The sequence below is a fragment of the Methylobacterium sp. FW102-HT35C08 genome (assembly GCF_058790235.1).
The window spans coordinates 2964783-2980965 of the sequence record NZ_JBYTCL010000002.1; the positions used below are offsets into that span (position 1 = coordinate 2964783).

At 65.9% G+C, this 16183-nt stretch carries 13 protein-coding genes and 1 pseudogene; 9 read left to right on the forward strand and 5 right to left on the reverse strand.

What is annotated here, in order from left to right:
* Positions 1-2289 carry an FdhF/YdeP family oxidoreductase gene (locus tag AC3WSN_RS14265; protein ID WP_492538711.1) on the reverse strand — a complete coding sequence of 763 codons (2289 nt, stop codon included), beginning with the start codon at positions 2287-2289 and terminating at the stop codon, positions 1-3.
* A gap of 133 nt (positions 2290-2422) precedes the next feature.
* Positions 2423-3679: pseudogene (locus AC3WSN_RS14270) on the reverse strand (cupin domain-containing protein).
* Positions 3680-4538: 859 nt separating this feature from the next.
* On the opposite strand from AC3WSN_RS14270, the gene AC3WSN_RS14275 reads away from it, so the two are divergent.
* Positions 4539-5225, forward strand: coding sequence for a response regulator transcription factor (locus AC3WSN_RS14275; protein WP_492538713.1), 687 nt, complete (start codon positions 4539-4541; stop codon positions 5223-5225).
* Positions 5226-6112: 887 nt separating this feature from the next.
* On the opposite strand, the gene AC3WSN_RS14280 is transcribed toward AC3WSN_RS14275, so the two are convergent.
* The gene (locus AC3WSN_RS14280; RefSeq protein ID WP_492538715.1) at positions 6113-7027 is read right to left on the reverse strand and encodes a LysR substrate-binding domain-containing protein; all 915 of its coding nucleotides are present in this window, start codon (positions 7025-7027) and stop codon (positions 6113-6115) included.
* A gap of 120 nt (positions 7028-7147) precedes the next feature.
* Here AC3WSN_RS14280 and AC3WSN_RS14285 point away from each other — a divergent pair, with 120 nt between their 5' ends.
* From AC3WSN_RS14285 to AC3WSN_RS14300, 4 genes are all read left to right on the forward strand, one after another.
* On the forward strand, positions 7148-8305 hold the full coding sequence (locus tag AC3WSN_RS14285) for a DSD1 family PLP-dependent enzyme (RefSeq protein WP_492543112.1): 1158 nt from the start codon (positions 7148-7150) through the stop codon (positions 8303-8305).
* 12 nt (positions 8306-8317) lie between these two features.
* A complete protein-coding gene (locus AC3WSN_RS14290; protein WP_492538717.1) occupies positions 8318-8710 on the forward strand; it encodes a RidA family protein in 393 nt (130 codons plus the stop codon).
* An 87-nt stretch (positions 8711-8797) separates the two neighbouring features.
* Positions 8798-10027: a dicarboxylate/amino acid:cation symporter gene (locus AC3WSN_RS14295; RefSeq protein WP_492538719.1), complete on the forward strand. Its 1230-nt coding sequence runs from the start codon at positions 8798-8800 to the stop codon at positions 10025-10027.
* 7 nt (positions 10028-10034) lie between these two features.
* Positions 10035-10676, forward strand: a complete 642-nt coding sequence (locus tag AC3WSN_RS14300; RefSeq protein WP_492538721.1) for an HAD family hydrolase — start codon at positions 10035-10037, stop codon at positions 10674-10676.
* A gap of 274 nt (positions 10677-10950) precedes the next feature.
* Here AC3WSN_RS14300 and AC3WSN_RS14305 read toward each other — a convergent pair whose 3' ends face one another.
* Both AC3WSN_RS14305 and AC3WSN_RS14310 read right to left on the reverse strand, forming a co-directional pair.
* The gene (locus tag AC3WSN_RS14305; protein WP_492538723.1) at positions 10951-11364 is read right to left on the reverse strand and encodes a thioesterase family protein; all 414 of its coding nucleotides are present in this window, start codon (positions 11362-11364) and stop codon (positions 10951-10953) included.
* Positions 11365-11737: 373 nt separating this feature from the next.
* Positions 11738-12574: an SDR family oxidoreductase gene (locus AC3WSN_RS14310; protein ID WP_492538725.1), complete on the reverse strand. Its 837-nt coding sequence runs from the start codon at positions 12572-12574 to the stop codon at positions 11738-11740.
* 90 nt (positions 12575-12664) lie between these two features.
* On the opposite strand from AC3WSN_RS14310, the gene AC3WSN_RS14315 reads away from it, so the two are divergent.
* The 4 genes from AC3WSN_RS14315 to AC3WSN_RS14330 all read left to right on the forward strand — a co-directional run bounded on the left by AC3WSN_RS14315 (position 12665) and on the right by AC3WSN_RS14330 (position 16025).
* Positions 12665-13615, forward strand: a complete 951-nt coding sequence (locus AC3WSN_RS14315) for a LysR family transcriptional regulator (protein WP_492538727.1) — start codon at positions 12665-12667, stop codon at positions 13613-13615.
* 274 nt (positions 13616-13889) lie between these two features.
* Entirely contained in the window at positions 13890-14696 is an 807-nt protein-coding gene (locus AC3WSN_RS14320; RefSeq protein ID WP_492538729.1) for a L,D-transpeptidase, read from the forward strand.
* 68 nt (positions 14697-14764) lie between these two features.
* Positions 14765-15643, forward strand: coding sequence for a LysR substrate-binding domain-containing protein (locus AC3WSN_RS14325; protein WP_492538731.1), 879 nt, complete (start codon positions 14765-14767; stop codon positions 15641-15643).
* 85 nt (positions 15644-15728) lie between these two features.
* A complete protein-coding gene (locus AC3WSN_RS14330) occupies positions 15729-16025 on the forward strand; it encodes a putative quinol monooxygenase (RefSeq protein ID WP_492538733.1) in 297 nt (98 codons plus the stop codon).
* Positions 16026-16183: the final 158 nt, after the last annotated feature.

Consider the following 16183-nt stretch of genomic DNA (forward strand, 5'->3'; position numbering starts at 1 on the left):
TCAGCCTCTCTGAGACATGCGGCGGATGCGGATGGGCACGGCCTTGTAGGAGGGCGTGCCGCTCTGCGGGTCGCGCGCGTAGAGCGGCACCAGCGGGTTGGCCTCGGGGTAGTAGGCCCCGCAGCAGCCGTCCGGCAGCTGGTAGGGGACGACCTTGAAGCTCTCGACCGCGCGCTGCACGCCGTCGGTCGAGATCGTTTCTAGGGCGACGTGCTCGCCCGCCTGGAGGCCGCGCCGATCCATCTCGGCCTCGTTGATGAACACGACCATGCGCTGGCCGAACACGCCGCGGTAGCGGTCCGACAGGCTGTAGAGGGTGGTGTTGTACTGGTCGTGGCTGCGCATGGTGGTCAGCCACAGCGCCTCCGGGTCGTCCTGGTGCGGGTCCTCGTCCAGGCCCTCGAAGACGGCGAACTCGGCCTTGCCGGACGAGGTCGCCCAGACGCGCTCGCGCGCCAGCGAGGTGAGGTGGAAGCCGCCGGGGACGCGGATGCGCGCGTTGTAGCCCTGGAAGATCGGGAACACCGCCTCGATGGCGTCCCGGATCCGGTCATAGTCCGCGGTCAGGTGTTCCCAGGGGATGTCCGGGTTCGACCCGAGCGTCGCCCGCGCCAGCCCGGCGACGATCGCGGTCTCGCTGCGCAGGTGCTCGGAGGCCGGTCGGTTGCGGCCGGCCGAGGCGTGCACCATCGACATCGAGTCCTCGACGGTGATGGACTGCGGTCCGGTCTCCTGCTCGTCGACCTCGGTGCGGGCGAGGCAGGGCAGGATGTAGGCGTGTCGGCCGTGGACGAGGTGGCCGCGATTGAGCTTGGTCGAGATCGCGACCGTGAGGTCGAGGTCGCGCATCGCCCTTCGGGTCGCGTTCGTGTCGGGCGTCGCGGCGGCGAAGTTGCCGCCGAGCGCCAGGAACGCGCGGGCCGTGCGGCTCTGCATCGCCTCGATTGCCCGGACGACGTCGTGGCCGTGGCGGCGTGGCGGTTCGAAGCCGAAGGTGTCCCGCAGCCGGTCCAGGAACTCGGCCGTCGGCTTCTCGGTGATGCCGACCGTGCGGTTGCCCTGGACGTTCGAGTGGCCGCGCACCGGGCAGATCCCGGCGCCGGGACGCCCGACGTTGCCGCGCAGCAGCGCGAGGTTGGTCAGGAGCCGGACGTTCTCGGTGCCGCGGTGATGCTGGGTCAGGCCCATCCCGAAGACCAAGATCGCGCTCTCGGCCCGCAGGTAGGTCCGCGCGGCGCATTCGAGATCGACCCGCGTCAGCCCCGAGATGCGCTCGATCGCCGGCCAGGGCGTCGCGCGCAGGTCGGCCGCGAGGGCCTCGCAGCCGATCGTGTGGCCGGCGATGAAGTTGACGTCGAGCAGGCGCGCCTCGTCGGCGGCGATCGCGGCGTCGTCCATCTCGATGCAGGCCTTCATGATTCCCTTGAGCGCGGCGGCATCGCCGCCGACCCGGACCTGGAAGAACCGCGACGAGATCGGGGTCGAGGTCAGCGACGCCATCTCGATCGGGTTCTGCGGGGCCTGGAAGCGCTCCAGGGCGCGCTCGCGGAACGGGTTGAAGCTCAGGATCGCCGCGCCGCGCCGGGAGGCATCCCGAAGCGAGGTCATCATCCGCGGGCTGTTGGTGCCCGGGTTCTGGCCGAAGATCAGGATCGCGTCGGCCTTGTCGAAGTCCTCCAGCAGGACCGTGCCCTTGCCGACGCCGAGGCTCTGCGGCAGGCCGACGCTCGTCGCCTCGTGGCACATGTTGGAGCAGTCGGGGAAGTTGTTTGTCCCGAACGCCCGCGCGAACACCTGGAACAGGAACGCCGCCTCGTTGGAGGCGCGCCCCGAGGTGTAGAACTCGGCCTCGTCGGCGCTGCCGAGATCGCGCAGGATCTGGCCGATCTCGGCGAAGGCATCCTCCCAGGAGACCGGTCGATAGGTGTCGCTGGCCGCGTCGTAGCGCATCGGGTGGGTCAGGCGGCCCAGCATCTCGAGGTCGTAGTCGTTCCAAGCCTCGAGTTCGGCGACGGTGTACTTGGCGAGGAGTTCGGGGGTGCAGCGCTTGGCGGTCGCCTCCCAGGCCACGGCCTTGGCGCCGTTCTCGCAGAACTCGAAGCTGCTGGTGTGCTTCGGGTCGGGCCAGGCGCAACCGGGGCAGTCGAAGCCCTGCGGCTGGTTCATGCGCAGCAGCGTCGCGGCCCCGGACGCGGGAATGCCCTGCTCGATCAGTGCCCTGCCGGTCGCTTCTAGTGCACCCCAGCCGCCGGCGGGGCTAGTGTATGGCCGTATACGGGACTTCGACACGTCTGAACCCTCACATCCGCTCTAGACCAGGATGAAGCCGGGATGCGTGGCGGCCAATCTATACCTGCGTATGACTGACTATTCGGACGTCATGCGCGCTCGATAAGCCGCCACTGCTGCTCGTTGGATGGGTTCAGACTGGTACGACCCCGACATCCTCGTGCGGGAACCGGGCGATGACGTCCGCCGGGATGTTCAGGTGCGACGTCACCATCAGCGGCGGCGTGTGGGTCAGCCAGTCCGACAGCGAGATCGCCTGGTACTCGGGCGCGCGGAACACCTCCAGGAACACCAGGTCGGTGTCGCCCACGTTCTTGATGTAGTGCCCGAGGTTGCGCTTGATGTAGCCGATATCGCCCGGACCGAAATCCGTCGTGGCGGCGTTCGGTCCCGTGTTGAACACGGTCATCTGACCCTTGCCCTTGATGTAGTACTGCCACTCGTCGGCGTTCGGGTGCCAGTGCATCTCGCGCATGCCGCCGGGCTTGACGGTGACGAGCGCGGCCGCGACGGTCTTCGAGGCCTTGAACGTGGTGCTGTCGACGATCTGGACCTTGCCACCCTTCGTCTGCTTGGCTACCGGCCCGCTCGCCATCTTGAAGGTGAACGGGTTTGGCGGCTCGCCCGCCGAGCCGCGCGCGGCCAGCTGGTCGGCCGACAGGGCACCGGGAAGCTAGCTCTGGAAGATGTACAGGTCGTGCAGGGGGATGTTCTTGAAGGTGTCCGCCGGGACGCCGAAGTTCAGCGCCAGCACCTCGGGCGGTGTGTGGGTGAACCACTCGTTCAGGAGCAGGGTATCGAATTCGGTCTGGTTGCCGTCGTCGAAGCAGATCAGGAACTGCGTCCCATCTGGCCCGAGCCCCTGGAGGGAGTGCGGCGAGCCGGCTGGGAAGTACCAGAGGTCGCCGGGCCCGACGTCGGCCACGTAGGGTCGGCCCTGCGGGTCGAGCGTGGTGATCCGGCAATTGCCGTAGGTCACGAACGCCCACTCGGCGGCCTGGTGCCAATGCATCTCCCGGATTGCGCCGGCCGCGAGCCGCATGTCGACGCCGGCGATCGTCGTGGAGATCGGGAAGTTCTCCTGCGTGACCTGCCTGGCCCAGCCGCCGTTCTGGATCCGCCGCTGGGCGTTGTTGAAGGTCGCCCAGAACTGCGGCATCGAGCCGACGTCCGTGGGCGGCGGGCTGACGGAGGTCGGGAACAGCCCCGACAGGGTGTCGTTGTGGGGGCCCGGGATGGTGAGGCTGGTCGGGTTCTCCTGGGCGTTGACGGCCCCTTGCGGAGGCTCGTCGGGATTGCCGTAGGAGGCCGCGACGGCGTGCGTCGCGGCGGCGGCCATGCCGGCGACGCCGCCCGCCGCCAGGATGGTTCTCCTCGTCATCTCGTCCATGATCTCGTTCTCCGTTTCTGTCACGCGGACGCCCGACCCAGGCATGGCAGCAGGCGCTTCGTCGACATGAAGCCTGGCAATTCAAAAAGACAAACAGGCTACACAATCCAAATTGTCAGCCGAGCAGCAAGGAGATTTACTACAGAAATCGGCACGCAAGCCGCGTGAATACCCGTTACATGCATCAGAATTATCAGCAGACGAAAAACGATTTCGACGCCAATATCGTTCTAGTCACTTATTTCATCGGATGGACCTATATGAAGGTATAATCCGCGGTCTGCGTCGGGCTGGATTGTTCTCGGGGAATTGCACTACTTACAGGCCGAGCGCATCCAGGTCTTGGATCTCAGGAGCGCATTTTGGACCGTACGAGCGTCCCGCATTCCGCCGAGCCGACTCGTTGCGCCGAGGGATTCGGCATCTGCGTCAATGATGCGGCCCCTACCCTTCACCGGCATGGCGGCTACGCCGAAGGCTTCAGGCGGCCGGAACGGCTAACGCCCCTTCGACTTGGAACTGGTGGCACCCGCCCGCAGGACGAGGGGCTTTTCCGCGCTGGCACGGCAGGCGCGGCGGCTTGCCAGCGCCGATGTGGGATAAGCCAGCCCGGCCGGATCGACGTCCTACCCATGGACCGACCCCCGTCCGGGGTCGGCCGCCCTTCGTCAAAACGGCGCAAGAACGTTCAAGAGCGCGTCCGGATCTGACGCTATGGTCGGAGCGATTTGCCAAGTAGGAACATCGCCGACGTCGGACGCGCTGCTCTTCAATGACCTTGAGGCATCGCTGTCACGACCGCCTGGGGCGCGGGGGCTGATCCTGGCTTATCGATCGAGTGCGCCTTCCGGGCCGACGCATGGACACGCCGACGAACACCATGGACGAAGCCGAGGCGGACGCGGTGATCTGTATTGTAGATGACGAGGCGGCAATTCGATCAGGCCTCGGCAGCCTGTTCCGCTCCAGCGGCTACGACGTCATGCTGTTCGAGAGCCCGGCGGCGTTTCTGTCCCAACAACTGCCGGACCGGCCGTCGTGCCTCGTCTTGGACGTCCGGCTTCAAGAATTGAACGGGATGGATTTCCAAGCCGATCTGCGCCGGTCCGGCAATCCGATCCCGATCGTGCTGATGACCGGCCACGGCGATATACCGATGTCGGTCAAGGGCATTAAGGCAGGTGCCGTCGATTTCCTGGCCAAGCCTTTCGACGATGCCGACATGCTCGCTGCCGTGGCCGCCGCCCTCGACGTCGATCGCCTGCGCCGCGCTGCGGACGATGGCCAAACCCGGCTGCAATCGCTCTACGAGGCCCTGTCCCCGCGTGAGCGCGAGGTCATGGGCCTCGTATCCGCGGGCTTGATGAACAAGCAGATCGCGCATCGCCTAGGGTTGAGCGAGATCACGGTGAAAATCCACCGGGGCAACCTAATGAAAAAGATGGAGGCTCAGTCGCTGGCTGATCTCGTTCGCATGGCCGAGATCTTAAATGCGCGCGACCAGGCGGCGGCACGCTTCCAACCGCGGGACACGGCCGCCTCGTGAACCTGTTCTCGACGGTCCGACCCGGCTGAGCGACCGGATCGTTTCTCCTCGCCGCAACACCGACGCTGAGCCGAAGCGAATCTCATCGAGCGAGCCTCTTTCCCGACACCTGCCGCTAGGCGGAGGCCCCTGTCGGAAAAAGTTCGCTCCAACCTCACCGATTGCCAGGCTCCTCACCACGGCTACGCCGCCCATTTGGGTCACGGCGCGTTGCCAGGCTCTGAATGGCTTGGGGATGTGGTGAACGAGATCTCGCCGTGTCGTCTGCGGCCCAAATCACACGGCTGTTAGCCGGTGCCGGGCACTACGCGCCCCCTCCTCAGCCCGTCACAAAGTTCGTTTGCCGGCATCCTTGGCTAACAAGACTAATCGAACCTGTACGAAACCGGTCTGTCCGCTCCCAGTCCTTAAACATATGAAACACAACATTGTTGCGGCTTCGCAATTTGTCTCGAATTGATCGATTTCGTTGAAGAGCTCGATGGCAGCGCCTTCGGCGTGGTCCAAGATGATGTCCGGGAGAAGATTGGTCTTTCGCGCCGCGGCAATCCTACACACGAAGCGCATTCTGGCGACGCCGATAGTAGGACTTTCTCCGGTCAATACTCTTCGCGGCGCTACTTCGACCCGCTTCCGAGTTTTTCAACAAAATTGATCCCAACCAGACCCTGGGACCGTCTGCTTCCGGGCCCTTCAATTTACCAGCTCTGAGTGACCGGGTTTGGCCGTAAGCGGAACGACTGCTTCGGAGACGGCGAGCCGGAAAAGCAGACGGCCTCCTATCGACCTAACGCAGTCATTTACGCGCGGCCAAGTGGGACCCAAAAGCGGACGAACGTTTCACCGCTTCTATCGCTGTGATGCGCTGATACTGCTTCTTGGTCGCGTTATGGCCGCCAAGGAACTGGGTTCAGGCTTTGCCTGAGAGCGTCAAGAAACCGCTCAGTCCTCGCCGCACGTGCACGTCGCCCCGAGCCGAGCAGGGCGACGACCGGAGCCGGCGGCAGAGTATGGCTGTCGAGGAGGCGAAGTAGCCGCCCAGCTCGTAGATCATCTGCGACGTCCCACTCTGAACGTAAGAGCACGCCGAGCCCAGCCAATGCCCAGCAGCGGGCCACCTCACCGTCGTTGCTGGCCAGCTCCGGCTCGACCCGTACGCGTTCTTCGCCACTATCACCCGAGTGGAAGCGCCAGAGCGTCACGTCCTCGTCGTTCTCACGCAGGGCTATGCACGAGTGGTCGCGCAGTTCGAGAGGTGTACGCGGCGCCCCGCGCCGGGCGAGATAGGCGGGCGCTGCACAGAGGATACGCTCGTTCGGCGCGAGATGGCGCACTGTCAGGCTTGGCGTCGTGTCCTTGATCTCGCCCACGTGAATGGCAAGGTCCCACGTCTCCGGCGGCATCCGGCCAAGGCGATCTGAGAGCCGCAGGTCAATCCTGACTCCCGGGTGAGATGTCCGGAACGCCGCCACCACGGGCGCCACGTGGTGGCGTCCGAAACCGAACGGAGCCAAGATGCGCAGGTGACCTGTCACCTGCCCACGGCGGTCAGCCAGGGCCTCGCTGAGATCGTCGAAGGCGCCGAGCAGATCTCTGCCGCGCTCCGCCAGCAATTCGCCTTCGTCGGTCAGCGTGAGGCCGCGACCGGAGCGGTCCAGCAGGTAGACACCCACCCGATCTTCCAGGGCACGCAGCCGCTGCGTCACCGCCGGTGGCGACACGTTAAGGGCGCGCGCGGCCGCAGCTAGGGACGGCGCCGCGGCGATCGCGACGAAGAAGCGGAGGTCATTCGCATCAAGCATTAAGCCCAGACTTAATCCAAGATGCAGGAAGCGTTAATGGCGCTTCCCAGCCACTCATGATCATTCTCACGTCAGTAAGCCAAAGGGGCCACGGACGTGCTCACTACCGACCTCAAGGGGATGGTTTCATCAACGGAAGGCGGCTCGGCTTTAAGCGCTTTGCCGACGCCCTGCCTCCTTCTGAATGAAGCGCGCCTGCGCGCAAACATCGCCCGGATGAGAAGGCATCTCGACCGGCTCGGCGTCAGCTTCCGGCCTCACCTCAAGACTGCGAAGTCGGTGGACGTTGCCCACCTAGCGATGACCTCACCATCCGGCCCAGCGACGGTCTCCACCCTGCGCGAGGCGGAATACTTTGCTGAGGATGGGGTGCGGGATATTCTCTACGCGGTGGGTATCGCACCCACAAAGATCGACCGCGTCGGCGCAATCCGGCAGCGCTGGGGAACAGACCTCTCCGTAGTGCTCGACTCCGTGGAGCAGGCCGAGGCTGTCGCCGCTTGGAGCCGGCGAACCGGGGATGCGCTTCCCGCCTTGATCGAGGTCGACGCCGACGGACACCGCTCCGGCGTAAAGCCAGGGGACGCGGATGCACTCGTCGCGATCAGCCGTGCTCTCGGCGCAGGCGCGGTCCTGCGCGGGGTGTTGCTGCACGCCGGTGATAGCTACGGCCTCGGCGACCCCGAGGCGCTCGCGGAGGCCGCCGAGAACGAACGCGCGGCGGCGCTCGCGGCGGCCACCATCCTGCGCGAGGCCGGCTTGTCGTGCCCAATCGTCAGCGTCGGCTCGACCCCAACCGCACGCTTCGCGCGGGACCTCACCGGTGTCACCGAGGTGCGAGCCGGCGTGTTTATGTTCGGCGACCTTTTCCAAGCAGGCGTCGGCTCCGTCGCGGTCGACGATATCGCGTTGAGCGTGCTCGCTACCGTCATCGGCCATCGCCGCGATAGGGGATGGATCATCGTCGATGCCGGCTGGATGGCGATGTCGCGCGACCGCGGCACGGCCCGGCAGGCGGTCGACCAGGGCTACGGCGTGGTCTGCGACTGCGCAGGCCGGCCCTATCCGGATCTGATCGTCAGCGACGCCAACCAAGAGCACGGCATCCTCGCCCTACGGCAAGATTCGGGCGCGCGCCTTCCTGACCTGCCGGTCGGATCACGCGTGCGCATCCTGCCAAACCACGCTTGCGCGACGGGTGCCCAGCACGACCGTTACTACGTGCTCGACGCCGCGGGCCAAGTCCGCGCGGTGTGGCCCCGCATCAACGGTTGGTAGGAGTTGCAGGCGATGACCACACCGATCGAGCAGATCTCGACCACCCGGGCCCCGGCACCCGCCGGCCACTATGCCCAGGCCACCGCATGGCGTGACCTCGTCTTCGTCTCGGGCCAGCTCCCGCACCACGCTGACGGCACCCCCGTCTCCGACGCAAGCTTCGAAATTCAAGCCCGACAGGCGCTCGCCAACCTGCTGGCGGTCGTGACAGAGGCCGGCTCCAATCCAGAACGCGTGCTGCGCGTGACCGCCTACGTCGTCGGCGTCGAGAATTGGCCGGTCTTCAATCGCATCTACGCCGAGCTGTTCGGGGCGGCGAAGCCAGCTCGCGCCGTGGTGCCGGTGCCGGAGCTGCATCACGGCTACCTCGTGGAGATCGAGGCGGTCGCCTCGCGCGGGATCTGAGGTCGGCATCGACCAGCAGAGGAGGCAAAGATGAACCGAGGACCAGCCAGCCCAAGGCGGCGGCCGCGCGTTCCGCTCGCGCTCTGGATGGCGCTCGGCATCGGGGTGGGGCTCGCCACCGGTGCCCTGTGGCCGGACCTCGGTGCTGCCCTGCAGCCGGTAGGCACGGCGTTCATCGATGCGATCCGGATGGTCGTCATCCCGCTCGTGTTCTGCGCCGTCACGCTCGGCGCAAGCCGCATGGCGGATGACGCCAGCCGCCTGGGTCGGACCGCGCTGGTCGCGTTCGGATGGTTCTACCTGGCCAGTGCCGCCTCCATCGCCATCGCGCTGGTGTTGAACGCGGTGTTCCATCCCGGTCTCGGCGCCGGGCTAGTCGCTTCGGGGCACGTCCCTCAGAACCTGCCCCTACGGGTGGATTGGGTGAAGTTCGTGCTCGATCTCATCCCGTCCAACGTCGTCGCCGCCATGGCGGCGCAGAAGGTGTTACCGACACTCGTCTTCGCGATGTTGTTCGGTCTCGCTCTGGGCGCGCTCAGTCAAGAGGCTCGCCCAGTGACGGCCGCGCTCGAAGCGGTGCTCGGTGCGATGTTCCGCATCACGCGATGGGTGGTCACCACAGCTCCTTTGGCGGTGTTCGCCATATCGGCCTGGCTCGCGGCGACGCAGGGCGTGGGCGCGCTAGTTGCCCTCGCGAAGCTGGCTGGCACCCTGTACCTCGGCTACGCGCTCCTGTTCGTGGTGCTCCTCGTCGTCATCCGCCTCACGGGTGAACGTCCCCTGTGGGTGGCCCGCCAAGTCATGGGACCGATGCTGCTCGCGTTCGCGACACGCTCGTCCGAGGTCGCCCTGCCGCCACACATCGAGCGTCTGGAACAGATGGGCGTGCCGAAACGCGTCGTCGCGGTCGTGCTGCCGCTCGGCTACAGCTTCAACCTCGACGGCTCAGCGCTCTACCTGGGCGCGGCGGTGACGTTCCTGGCCGAAGCTTACGGCCTGCACTTGAGCGGGTCGGCCCTGCTGACCGTCCTTGTGACGACGCTGATCGCCAGCAAGGGCGTGGCCAACGTACCAGCCTCCAGCCTCGTCGCACTCGCCACCGTGCTGACCGCAATCGGTCTGCCCGTGGAGGCGATCGCCATCGTGACCGGCATCGACGCGGTGCTCGACATGGGCCGCGCCGGCATCAACGTCTTCGGCAACACCGCGGCGGTGCTGGTGGTCCGCCGTTTCGGCGGCCTGCCGGAGGGCACTTCGGCGACCGGCGAGGCCCCGGCGCTCGGCTTGGCCCCGCAACCATCCTCCTCTGCCGCGTGAACCAGAGATGCCCATCATGACACCCAGTCGATACGACGCCGTCCTGTTCGACCTCCTGACTGCCCTGCTCGACAGCTGGTCCTTGTGGAACGAGGTCGCGGGCACCGAGGAAGCCGGTCGTCGCTGGCGGGCCGAGTACCTTCGGATCACCTACCGCACGGGGGCATATCGGCCTTACGAAGACCTCGTTGCCGAAGCTGCCGAGGCGGTCGGCATGCCGCGCACACTGGCCACCCAACTAGACGAGCGCTATGACGAGTTGCGTCCCTGGCCGGGCGTGACGCAGACCCTACAGGCACTCGCCGCTCGATCCGTGCCCCTCGGGGTCGTGACGAACTGCTCCGAACGGTTGGGACGCATTGCGGCCGATTGCGTGGGCGTCGAGTTCGCCACTGTGATCACCGCGGAGCGCGCTGGGTTCTACAAGCCGGACCCTCGTCCTTACCGGCTTGGGCTGGAAGCCCTTGGCGTGGAACCGGCGCGATGCCTATTCGTCGCTGGCTCAGCCTACGACCTCGTCGGAACGGCGCAGGTCGGGCTGGCCACGTACTGGCATGACCGCATCGGGATGGTCGCTCCCGAAGGCGCAGCCGCACCGCTGGCGCACGAAAGAACCTTGGACCGACTACCGACGTTCGTTGGCGACTGATCTCCGGAAGCCGCTCGCCGGAAGTGAGCATGCAACCGGCGGCGAGAAGTTCGCCAACCGACCAGCAGAGGAACCGAGAAGCCGTCGTCCCATCCATCGGCGGCAGTTCGCTATGGGGGCGCCTTTAAGGAACCAGTCCTGACAGCCGCTTCCGACCCTTGTCCGAAGTTCAGAAGGTCTGCTTACCGGCAGCCTGATCCTGATTCGTGACCATTCCAGGCCGGAAGCAGCTCGTCCGCTTCGGAGACGATCCGCCTCGGAAGCAGCCAGGCGGCTACACACTTGATGCTGAAGCAGGCCGCTTTTCGACGAGACGTTTTCTGAGCCGCTCCAAGTCGACCACCATCCGCTCGTGCGTCCCAGCTCCGATTTGCTCTGCCTCATCCCAGGCCGCATCGCGGAATTGGATCTGACGTCCCGTGACACCCAACACCCCGGCCTCCGCTCTCACGCGGTGCCCGACTGGGGTCGCCGCCATATGGCTTACGTCGACATTCGTTCCGACGGCGCTCGCGCCGGGGTCAAGGAACGGCCGGATGGCATTCAGAGCTGCGTTTTCCATCATCAGGATCATCATCGGTGCCGCAAAGACGGGCGGCAGGATGGTGTCCTTGAACTGGTTCGCTAGATGCGGAGGACGGACCAGCATGGCGAAGCTGCCCTTTGCACCCAACGGGATGCCCTGCATATGTCGCTCCTGATCCACACCACTCCACCAGCTTGAACCGCGAAGCGCCTTGAGGGCTGCGCAGACCTGCCGACCGGCTTTGGCCCAAACAGTCCGGCCAGTCTCGGCGTTCAAACGGGAGAAGCGAACCCTCATTGCGGTCAGACCGCTATCGCACGACCAATTGCGACAGGTTCCAACTTTTCAGAGCCCTGATGGACTGATCGAGAAAACATCTGGCTATCGAACGTGAAAACGCGGTCGGGCTCGTCATCGCTTACGGCAATCGGGCCCCCTTGGTCGCCAGTAATCTGCGGGAGCGTCCGCGGACCTCGTCGCGTTGGCGAGGCGATGCTGCGGCCCAGTCAGACCACGGACTTGGCACGCGAAGGCCTCAGAGTGCTACATCGGTCGAGAAGGCGATGTCCTTCTGCACCTGCAGAGCCGTCAAACGCTCGACCAGCGCGCGCTCGATCATGGTGTAGGAATCCCCGCCCAACGCGATCCGCTTAGGTGCAGGATTTAGATCCACGCTGTCGATGATGATCTGAACCATCTTGCCAGGATCACCCTTCGCGACGGCGCCGGGATTCGAGAGCATCGCACGCATCGCGCCGATCGACGTGTTCCGGTACGCGTCGACGTCCGCGCCCAACAGCGTTCCGGCCGTCGTCCGGAATGCGGTGCGTGCGGCACCGGGCTCGATGATCGTGACGCCGATACCGAGTGGGGCAACCTCGGCCGCAACCGAGTCGAAAAACCCCTCCAGGCCCCACTTGCTAGCATGATAGAGGGAGGCGCCCGGATGCGTAGCCTGGCCGCCGTAAGACGACATGGCGATCAGGCGTCCGCCGCCCTGTCTGCGCAGGTACGGAAGGGCTGCCCTGACCACGTGGATCGGCCCGATCAGATTGGTATCAATCTGCCCTGCGATCTGCTCGTCGCTCAGACCTTCGATCGCCCCAAACTGGCCGTAACCGGCGTTGTTCACGACAACATCGATCCGTCCGAGATCGTGGAATGCGCGGTTTACCACGTCCGTAACTGCCGCTGTGTCCGTCAGATCGAGCTGTGCGGTCCAGAAGCTCGTGCCGTACTTAGCTTTCAGGTCAGCGACATCGTCCGGACGCCGCATCGTACCTGCCACGCGCTCACCGCGTCCGAGCAGTTGCTCCGCCATCTCGCGACCGAAGCCGCTGTTCACACCTGTGATAAACCACGTCCGAACCATCTTCGCCTCCGGCTTGTCCCGGCACGGGTTAGCCCGCATCATTGCCCAGAATAAGCGGTGCAATTCCGCATGCCTTGGTGGCATTTGGCCATGAATGATCTGCCGTCCTTGACCGAACTGAAGGTGCTTGCCGCGATCGCGACGCACAGGAGCTTCCGGAAGGCTGCCGACGAGTTGGAGTTGGCGCCCTCGACCCTGAGCCACATGATGAGCGGCCTGGAGGCGCGGCTTGATACGCGTCTGCTGAACCGGACCACCCGCAGCGTCTCGCCGACACAGGCTGGTGAGCGCTTGGTCGAACGCCTGCGGCCCATCCTTCAGGATCTCTACGGAGCACTGGCCGAGGTCGATGCGTCGCGAGATCATCCCAGAGGGACCCTTCGGATCACGGCATCCGAGACCGTCTCTCTGCTCCTGCTGCGGACCGTCATCCCGGTCTTTCTCCGGCGCTGTCCCGAGATGGCGGTCGACCTCGTGGCCGAGCCTGCTTTCGTGGATATCGTCGCGGAAGGCTTCGACGCGGGCTTCAGGCTTGGCGAGGAGGTCCCGCGCGACATGATTGCGGTGCGGTTCGGAGGGACCTCGCGCATGCTCGCAGTCGCATCGCCGTCCTATCTCGCAGGACGGGATCTGCCGCGCACGCCCGACGATCTATCGGCTCATCACTGCATTCGGACCCGGACGCCGAACGGCCGATCCTGCAAGTGGGAGTTCGAGCGTCACGGCCAAGCCGTAGCCGTCGACGTTCCAGGGGCACTCATCCTCAATCGTTCGGAGTTGATGACCGAAGCCGCGATCCGCGGTCTGGGTATCGCCTTCGTTCCGGAACTGGTGGCCCGACATCATCTTGAAGCCGGTGTGCTCATGTCCCTTCTTGAAGACTGGTGCCCGCCTTACCCTGGTGTGTTCCTGTACTACCCGGGGCACAGACATGTCCCCTCCGGTCTTCGGGCCTTCATCGACGTCCTCAAAGCCTTTCCCGAAGGAAGCGTGGGCGCCGGAGGCGTTATCGGCCTCAGTGCGCCGATCGAGGGAGCTTGAAGGGAGCTCGGCCCGAGGTGGCCTTTTGACCGCGAAAGCACCAGCAGCCGAGGACGGTATGGCTGCCCTGACGGCTCCCCGTCTGACAGTTGGGTTCGTCGCGCCTGCAGCACAGAGGATGAGGCTGGGCTAGTGCATCCATTCGATATGCTGCTGGCATCGATCGAAACTATGCGTTTCCTTCGGCTACCGCGCGAGTGCAACCTATCCGACGTGCTTGAGGGCGACGTCCGCGGCACCGCCGCAGAGTCGCTTCGTTGGAGCCGAGAGCATCATGGTCGAGCCCGGATCCATACCTCCCGCCAGCCCAGGCCGGGTTCGTTCGCGGTTTGTGGCTCCCGCCCGCCTCGCACCGCTCGCGTTGGTGATGAGCGGCTGCGTGGCGGTCGAGGCGCAGCGTGGGGTCATCGCACCGCAGGCGAACGCGGCCTTCGCGGCCATGTACGGGGCTCGCCCCGACGAGCGCTTCGCCCTGCCAGCCACCGACATCGTCGATGTTGATCCGCGCTACTTTCGGCAGGAGGTCACCTACCCGCGTTCCGAGCCACCGGGCACCCTCGTGGTCGATCCGGGCAACAAGTTCCTCTACCTTGTCCGCGAGAACGGCCGAGCGCTGCGCTACGGCGTCGGCGTCGGTCGGGCGGGGCTCGCCTGGAGTGGATCAGCACGTGTGGGGCGCAAGGCCGAGTGGCCGCGCTGGACCCCGACCGCCGACATGATCGCCCGCGAGCCGGAGCGGAACGCACCTTGGCGCACCGGCATGGCCGGCGGCCTCGGCAATCCGCTCGGACCCCGCGCCCTCTACCTCTTCGACGGCCCGCGCGATACGCTCTATCGCATCCACGGCACGACCGAGCCGCGGACCATCGGTACGAACGTCTCCTCCGGCTGCATCCGGATGTTCAACCAGGACATCATCGATCTCTACGGCCGCGTTCCGGTCGAGACGCGCGTCGTCGTGCTGCCGGCAGGCGAACATGTCGAGCCTCCGGAGGCGCTCAGCGCCGCCTCGGCACCTATGGCGCGGGCGGATGAACCTCTCCTGGCGCAGGTGTCCGGAGCGGGGCCGGGACGGTATTGACGGGCCGCGGGACCGGCGGGAACCGGCCTCGTGCGAAGAGGGCGCGCGAAGAGGGTATGGGCGGGACGATGCGATACCCGGATCTGGAGCTCGACCTGTTGCGGGCCTTCGTGGCGGTCGCCGAGACCGGAAGCTTCACGGCCGCCGCCGACGTGGTGCACCGCTCGCAATCGGCGGTGAGCCAGAAGGTTCTCCGGCTGGAGGAGATCCTGGGGCGGCGCGTCTTCGACCGGACCAGCCGGACGCTCGGCCTGACCCCGGATGGCGAGCGCCTGCTCGTCGCGGCGCGCCAGATGTTGGAATTCAACGACCGGATCATGCGTACGTGGCGCGAGCCGGCTGCGAGCGGCACCTTGCGTCTCGGCGTGTCCGAGGACTTCATCCCCGGCCAACTGCCGAAGCTGCTCGCACGGTTCAGCCGACTTTATCCCAATCTGCACATCGATCTGAAGACCGGCCTGAGCTGCAGTCTCCTAGAGGCCTATGACGGGGACCGCTTGGACGCGGTGATCGCCAAGCGAAGCGGCAGCAACTCCCGGGGGCGCGTCATCTGGCGCGAGCCGCTCGTGTGGCTGGCATCCGCCGACTACCAGCTGGATTTCACACGGCCCGCTCGGCTGGTGATGCTGGCCCCACCCTGCAGCTACCGCGAGATGATGATCGCCGCCCTCGATACCGTCCGGCGGGAATGGGTCGCCGCCTGTACCGCGAGCAGCCTGATGGGCGTGCAGGCCGCGGTGGCGGGCGGGCTGGGGGTCACGCTGCTTGGCCGCTCCTTCGTGCAGGATGGCATGCAGATTCTGCGGGCTCCGGAACTCTGGCCGGCCCTTCCCATGACCGAGGTGACGGTCCTGGGCGAAGATCGGGCGCCCGATCTCGTGGAGCCACTAATCGCCTTCCTGAGCCAGAGCCTGGCCGGCCATGATGCGCTGACCCTTGCGGCCTGAGCGTCTGATGGCAGTTCCGCACTTTTGCGCGTCGCGCCATGACGTTTTCCGGTGATGCCGGGCTGAAGAAGATAGGAAGGCGACCATGTCCAAACAGATCCAGCTTATCGCCCGCTTGGTGGCCCGAGAGGGATACGAGGGAGCCCTGGCCCAGGCTGTGGCGGCGATCGTGCCCGCCGTGCTCAAGGAGCCTGGCTGCCTCGTCTACACCGCCCACGACAGCCGCGAGCGACCCGGCACGATCGTGATGTACGAAGTCTGGGAGAGTCAGGCCGCACTCGACGTCCACGCTGCCGGCCCCAACTTCGGCGCCCTTGCAGCCCGCTTCGACGAGCTCCTCGGCGAACCGCTCGCCATCGAGCATCTGCGCAAGATCGCCTGATCGGCCAGGACTGAACTGTCCAAACCTTCAGTCATAACCCTGAGCGAACACCCGGTCGCGTATCGGGTGAGGCCGCTTGGCCGGACACGCGAAGCGCCGGCTATAGCCTCGGCGAGGGGACCGCTCCGGCACCCGGTCGGTGCCGGAGGATCGGGTGG

Excerpts from the sequence above, each read along its gene's own strand:
- AC3WSN_RS14285 (WP_492543112.1), top strand. The coding sequence starts at position 7,148 with ATGGTTTCATCAACGGAAGGCGGCTCGGCTTTAAGCGCTTTGCCGACG.
- AC3WSN_RS14310 (WP_492538725.1), bottom strand. The coding sequence starts at position 12,574 with ATGGTTCGGACGTGGTTTATCACAGGTGTGAACAGCGGCTTCGGTCGC.
- AC3WSN_RS14320 (WP_492538729.1), top strand. The coding sequence starts at position 13,890 with ATGGTCGAGCCCGGATCCATACCTCCCGCCAGCCCAGGCCGGGTTCGT.
- AC3WSN_RS14305 (WP_492538723.1), bottom strand. The coding sequence starts at position 11,364 with ATGCAGGGCATCCCGTTGGGTGCAAAGGGCAGCTTCGCCATGCTGGTC.
- AC3WSN_RS14280 (WP_492538715.1), bottom strand. The coding sequence starts at position 7,027 with ATGCTTGATGCGAATGACCTCCGCTTCTTCGTCGCGATCGCCGCGGCG.
- AC3WSN_RS14315 (WP_492538727.1), top strand. The coding sequence starts at position 12,665 with ATGAATGATCTGCCGTCCTTGACCGAACTGAAGGTGCTTGCCGCGATC.
- AC3WSN_RS14275 (WP_492538713.1), top strand. The coding sequence starts at position 4,539 with ATGGACACGCCGACGAACACCATGGACGAAGCCGAGGCGGACGCGGTG.
- AC3WSN_RS14330 (WP_492538733.1), top strand. The coding sequence starts at position 15,729 with ATGTCCAAACAGATCCAGCTTATCGCCCGCTTGGTGGCCCGAGAGGGA.
- AC3WSN_RS14295 (WP_492538719.1), top strand. The coding sequence starts at position 8,798 with ATGGCGCTCGGCATCGGGGTGGGGCTCGCCACCGGTGCCCTGTGGCCG.
- AC3WSN_RS14300 (WP_492538721.1), top strand. The coding sequence starts at position 10,035 with ATGCCCATCATGACACCCAGTCGATACGACGCCGTCCTGTTCGACCTC.
- AC3WSN_RS14290 (WP_492538717.1), top strand. The coding sequence starts at position 8,318 with ATGACCACACCGATCGAGCAGATCTCGACCACCCGGGCCCCGGCACCC.
- AC3WSN_RS14325 (WP_492538731.1), top strand. The coding sequence starts at position 14,765 with ATGCGATACCCGGATCTGGAGCTCGACCTGTTGCGGGCCTTCGTGGCG.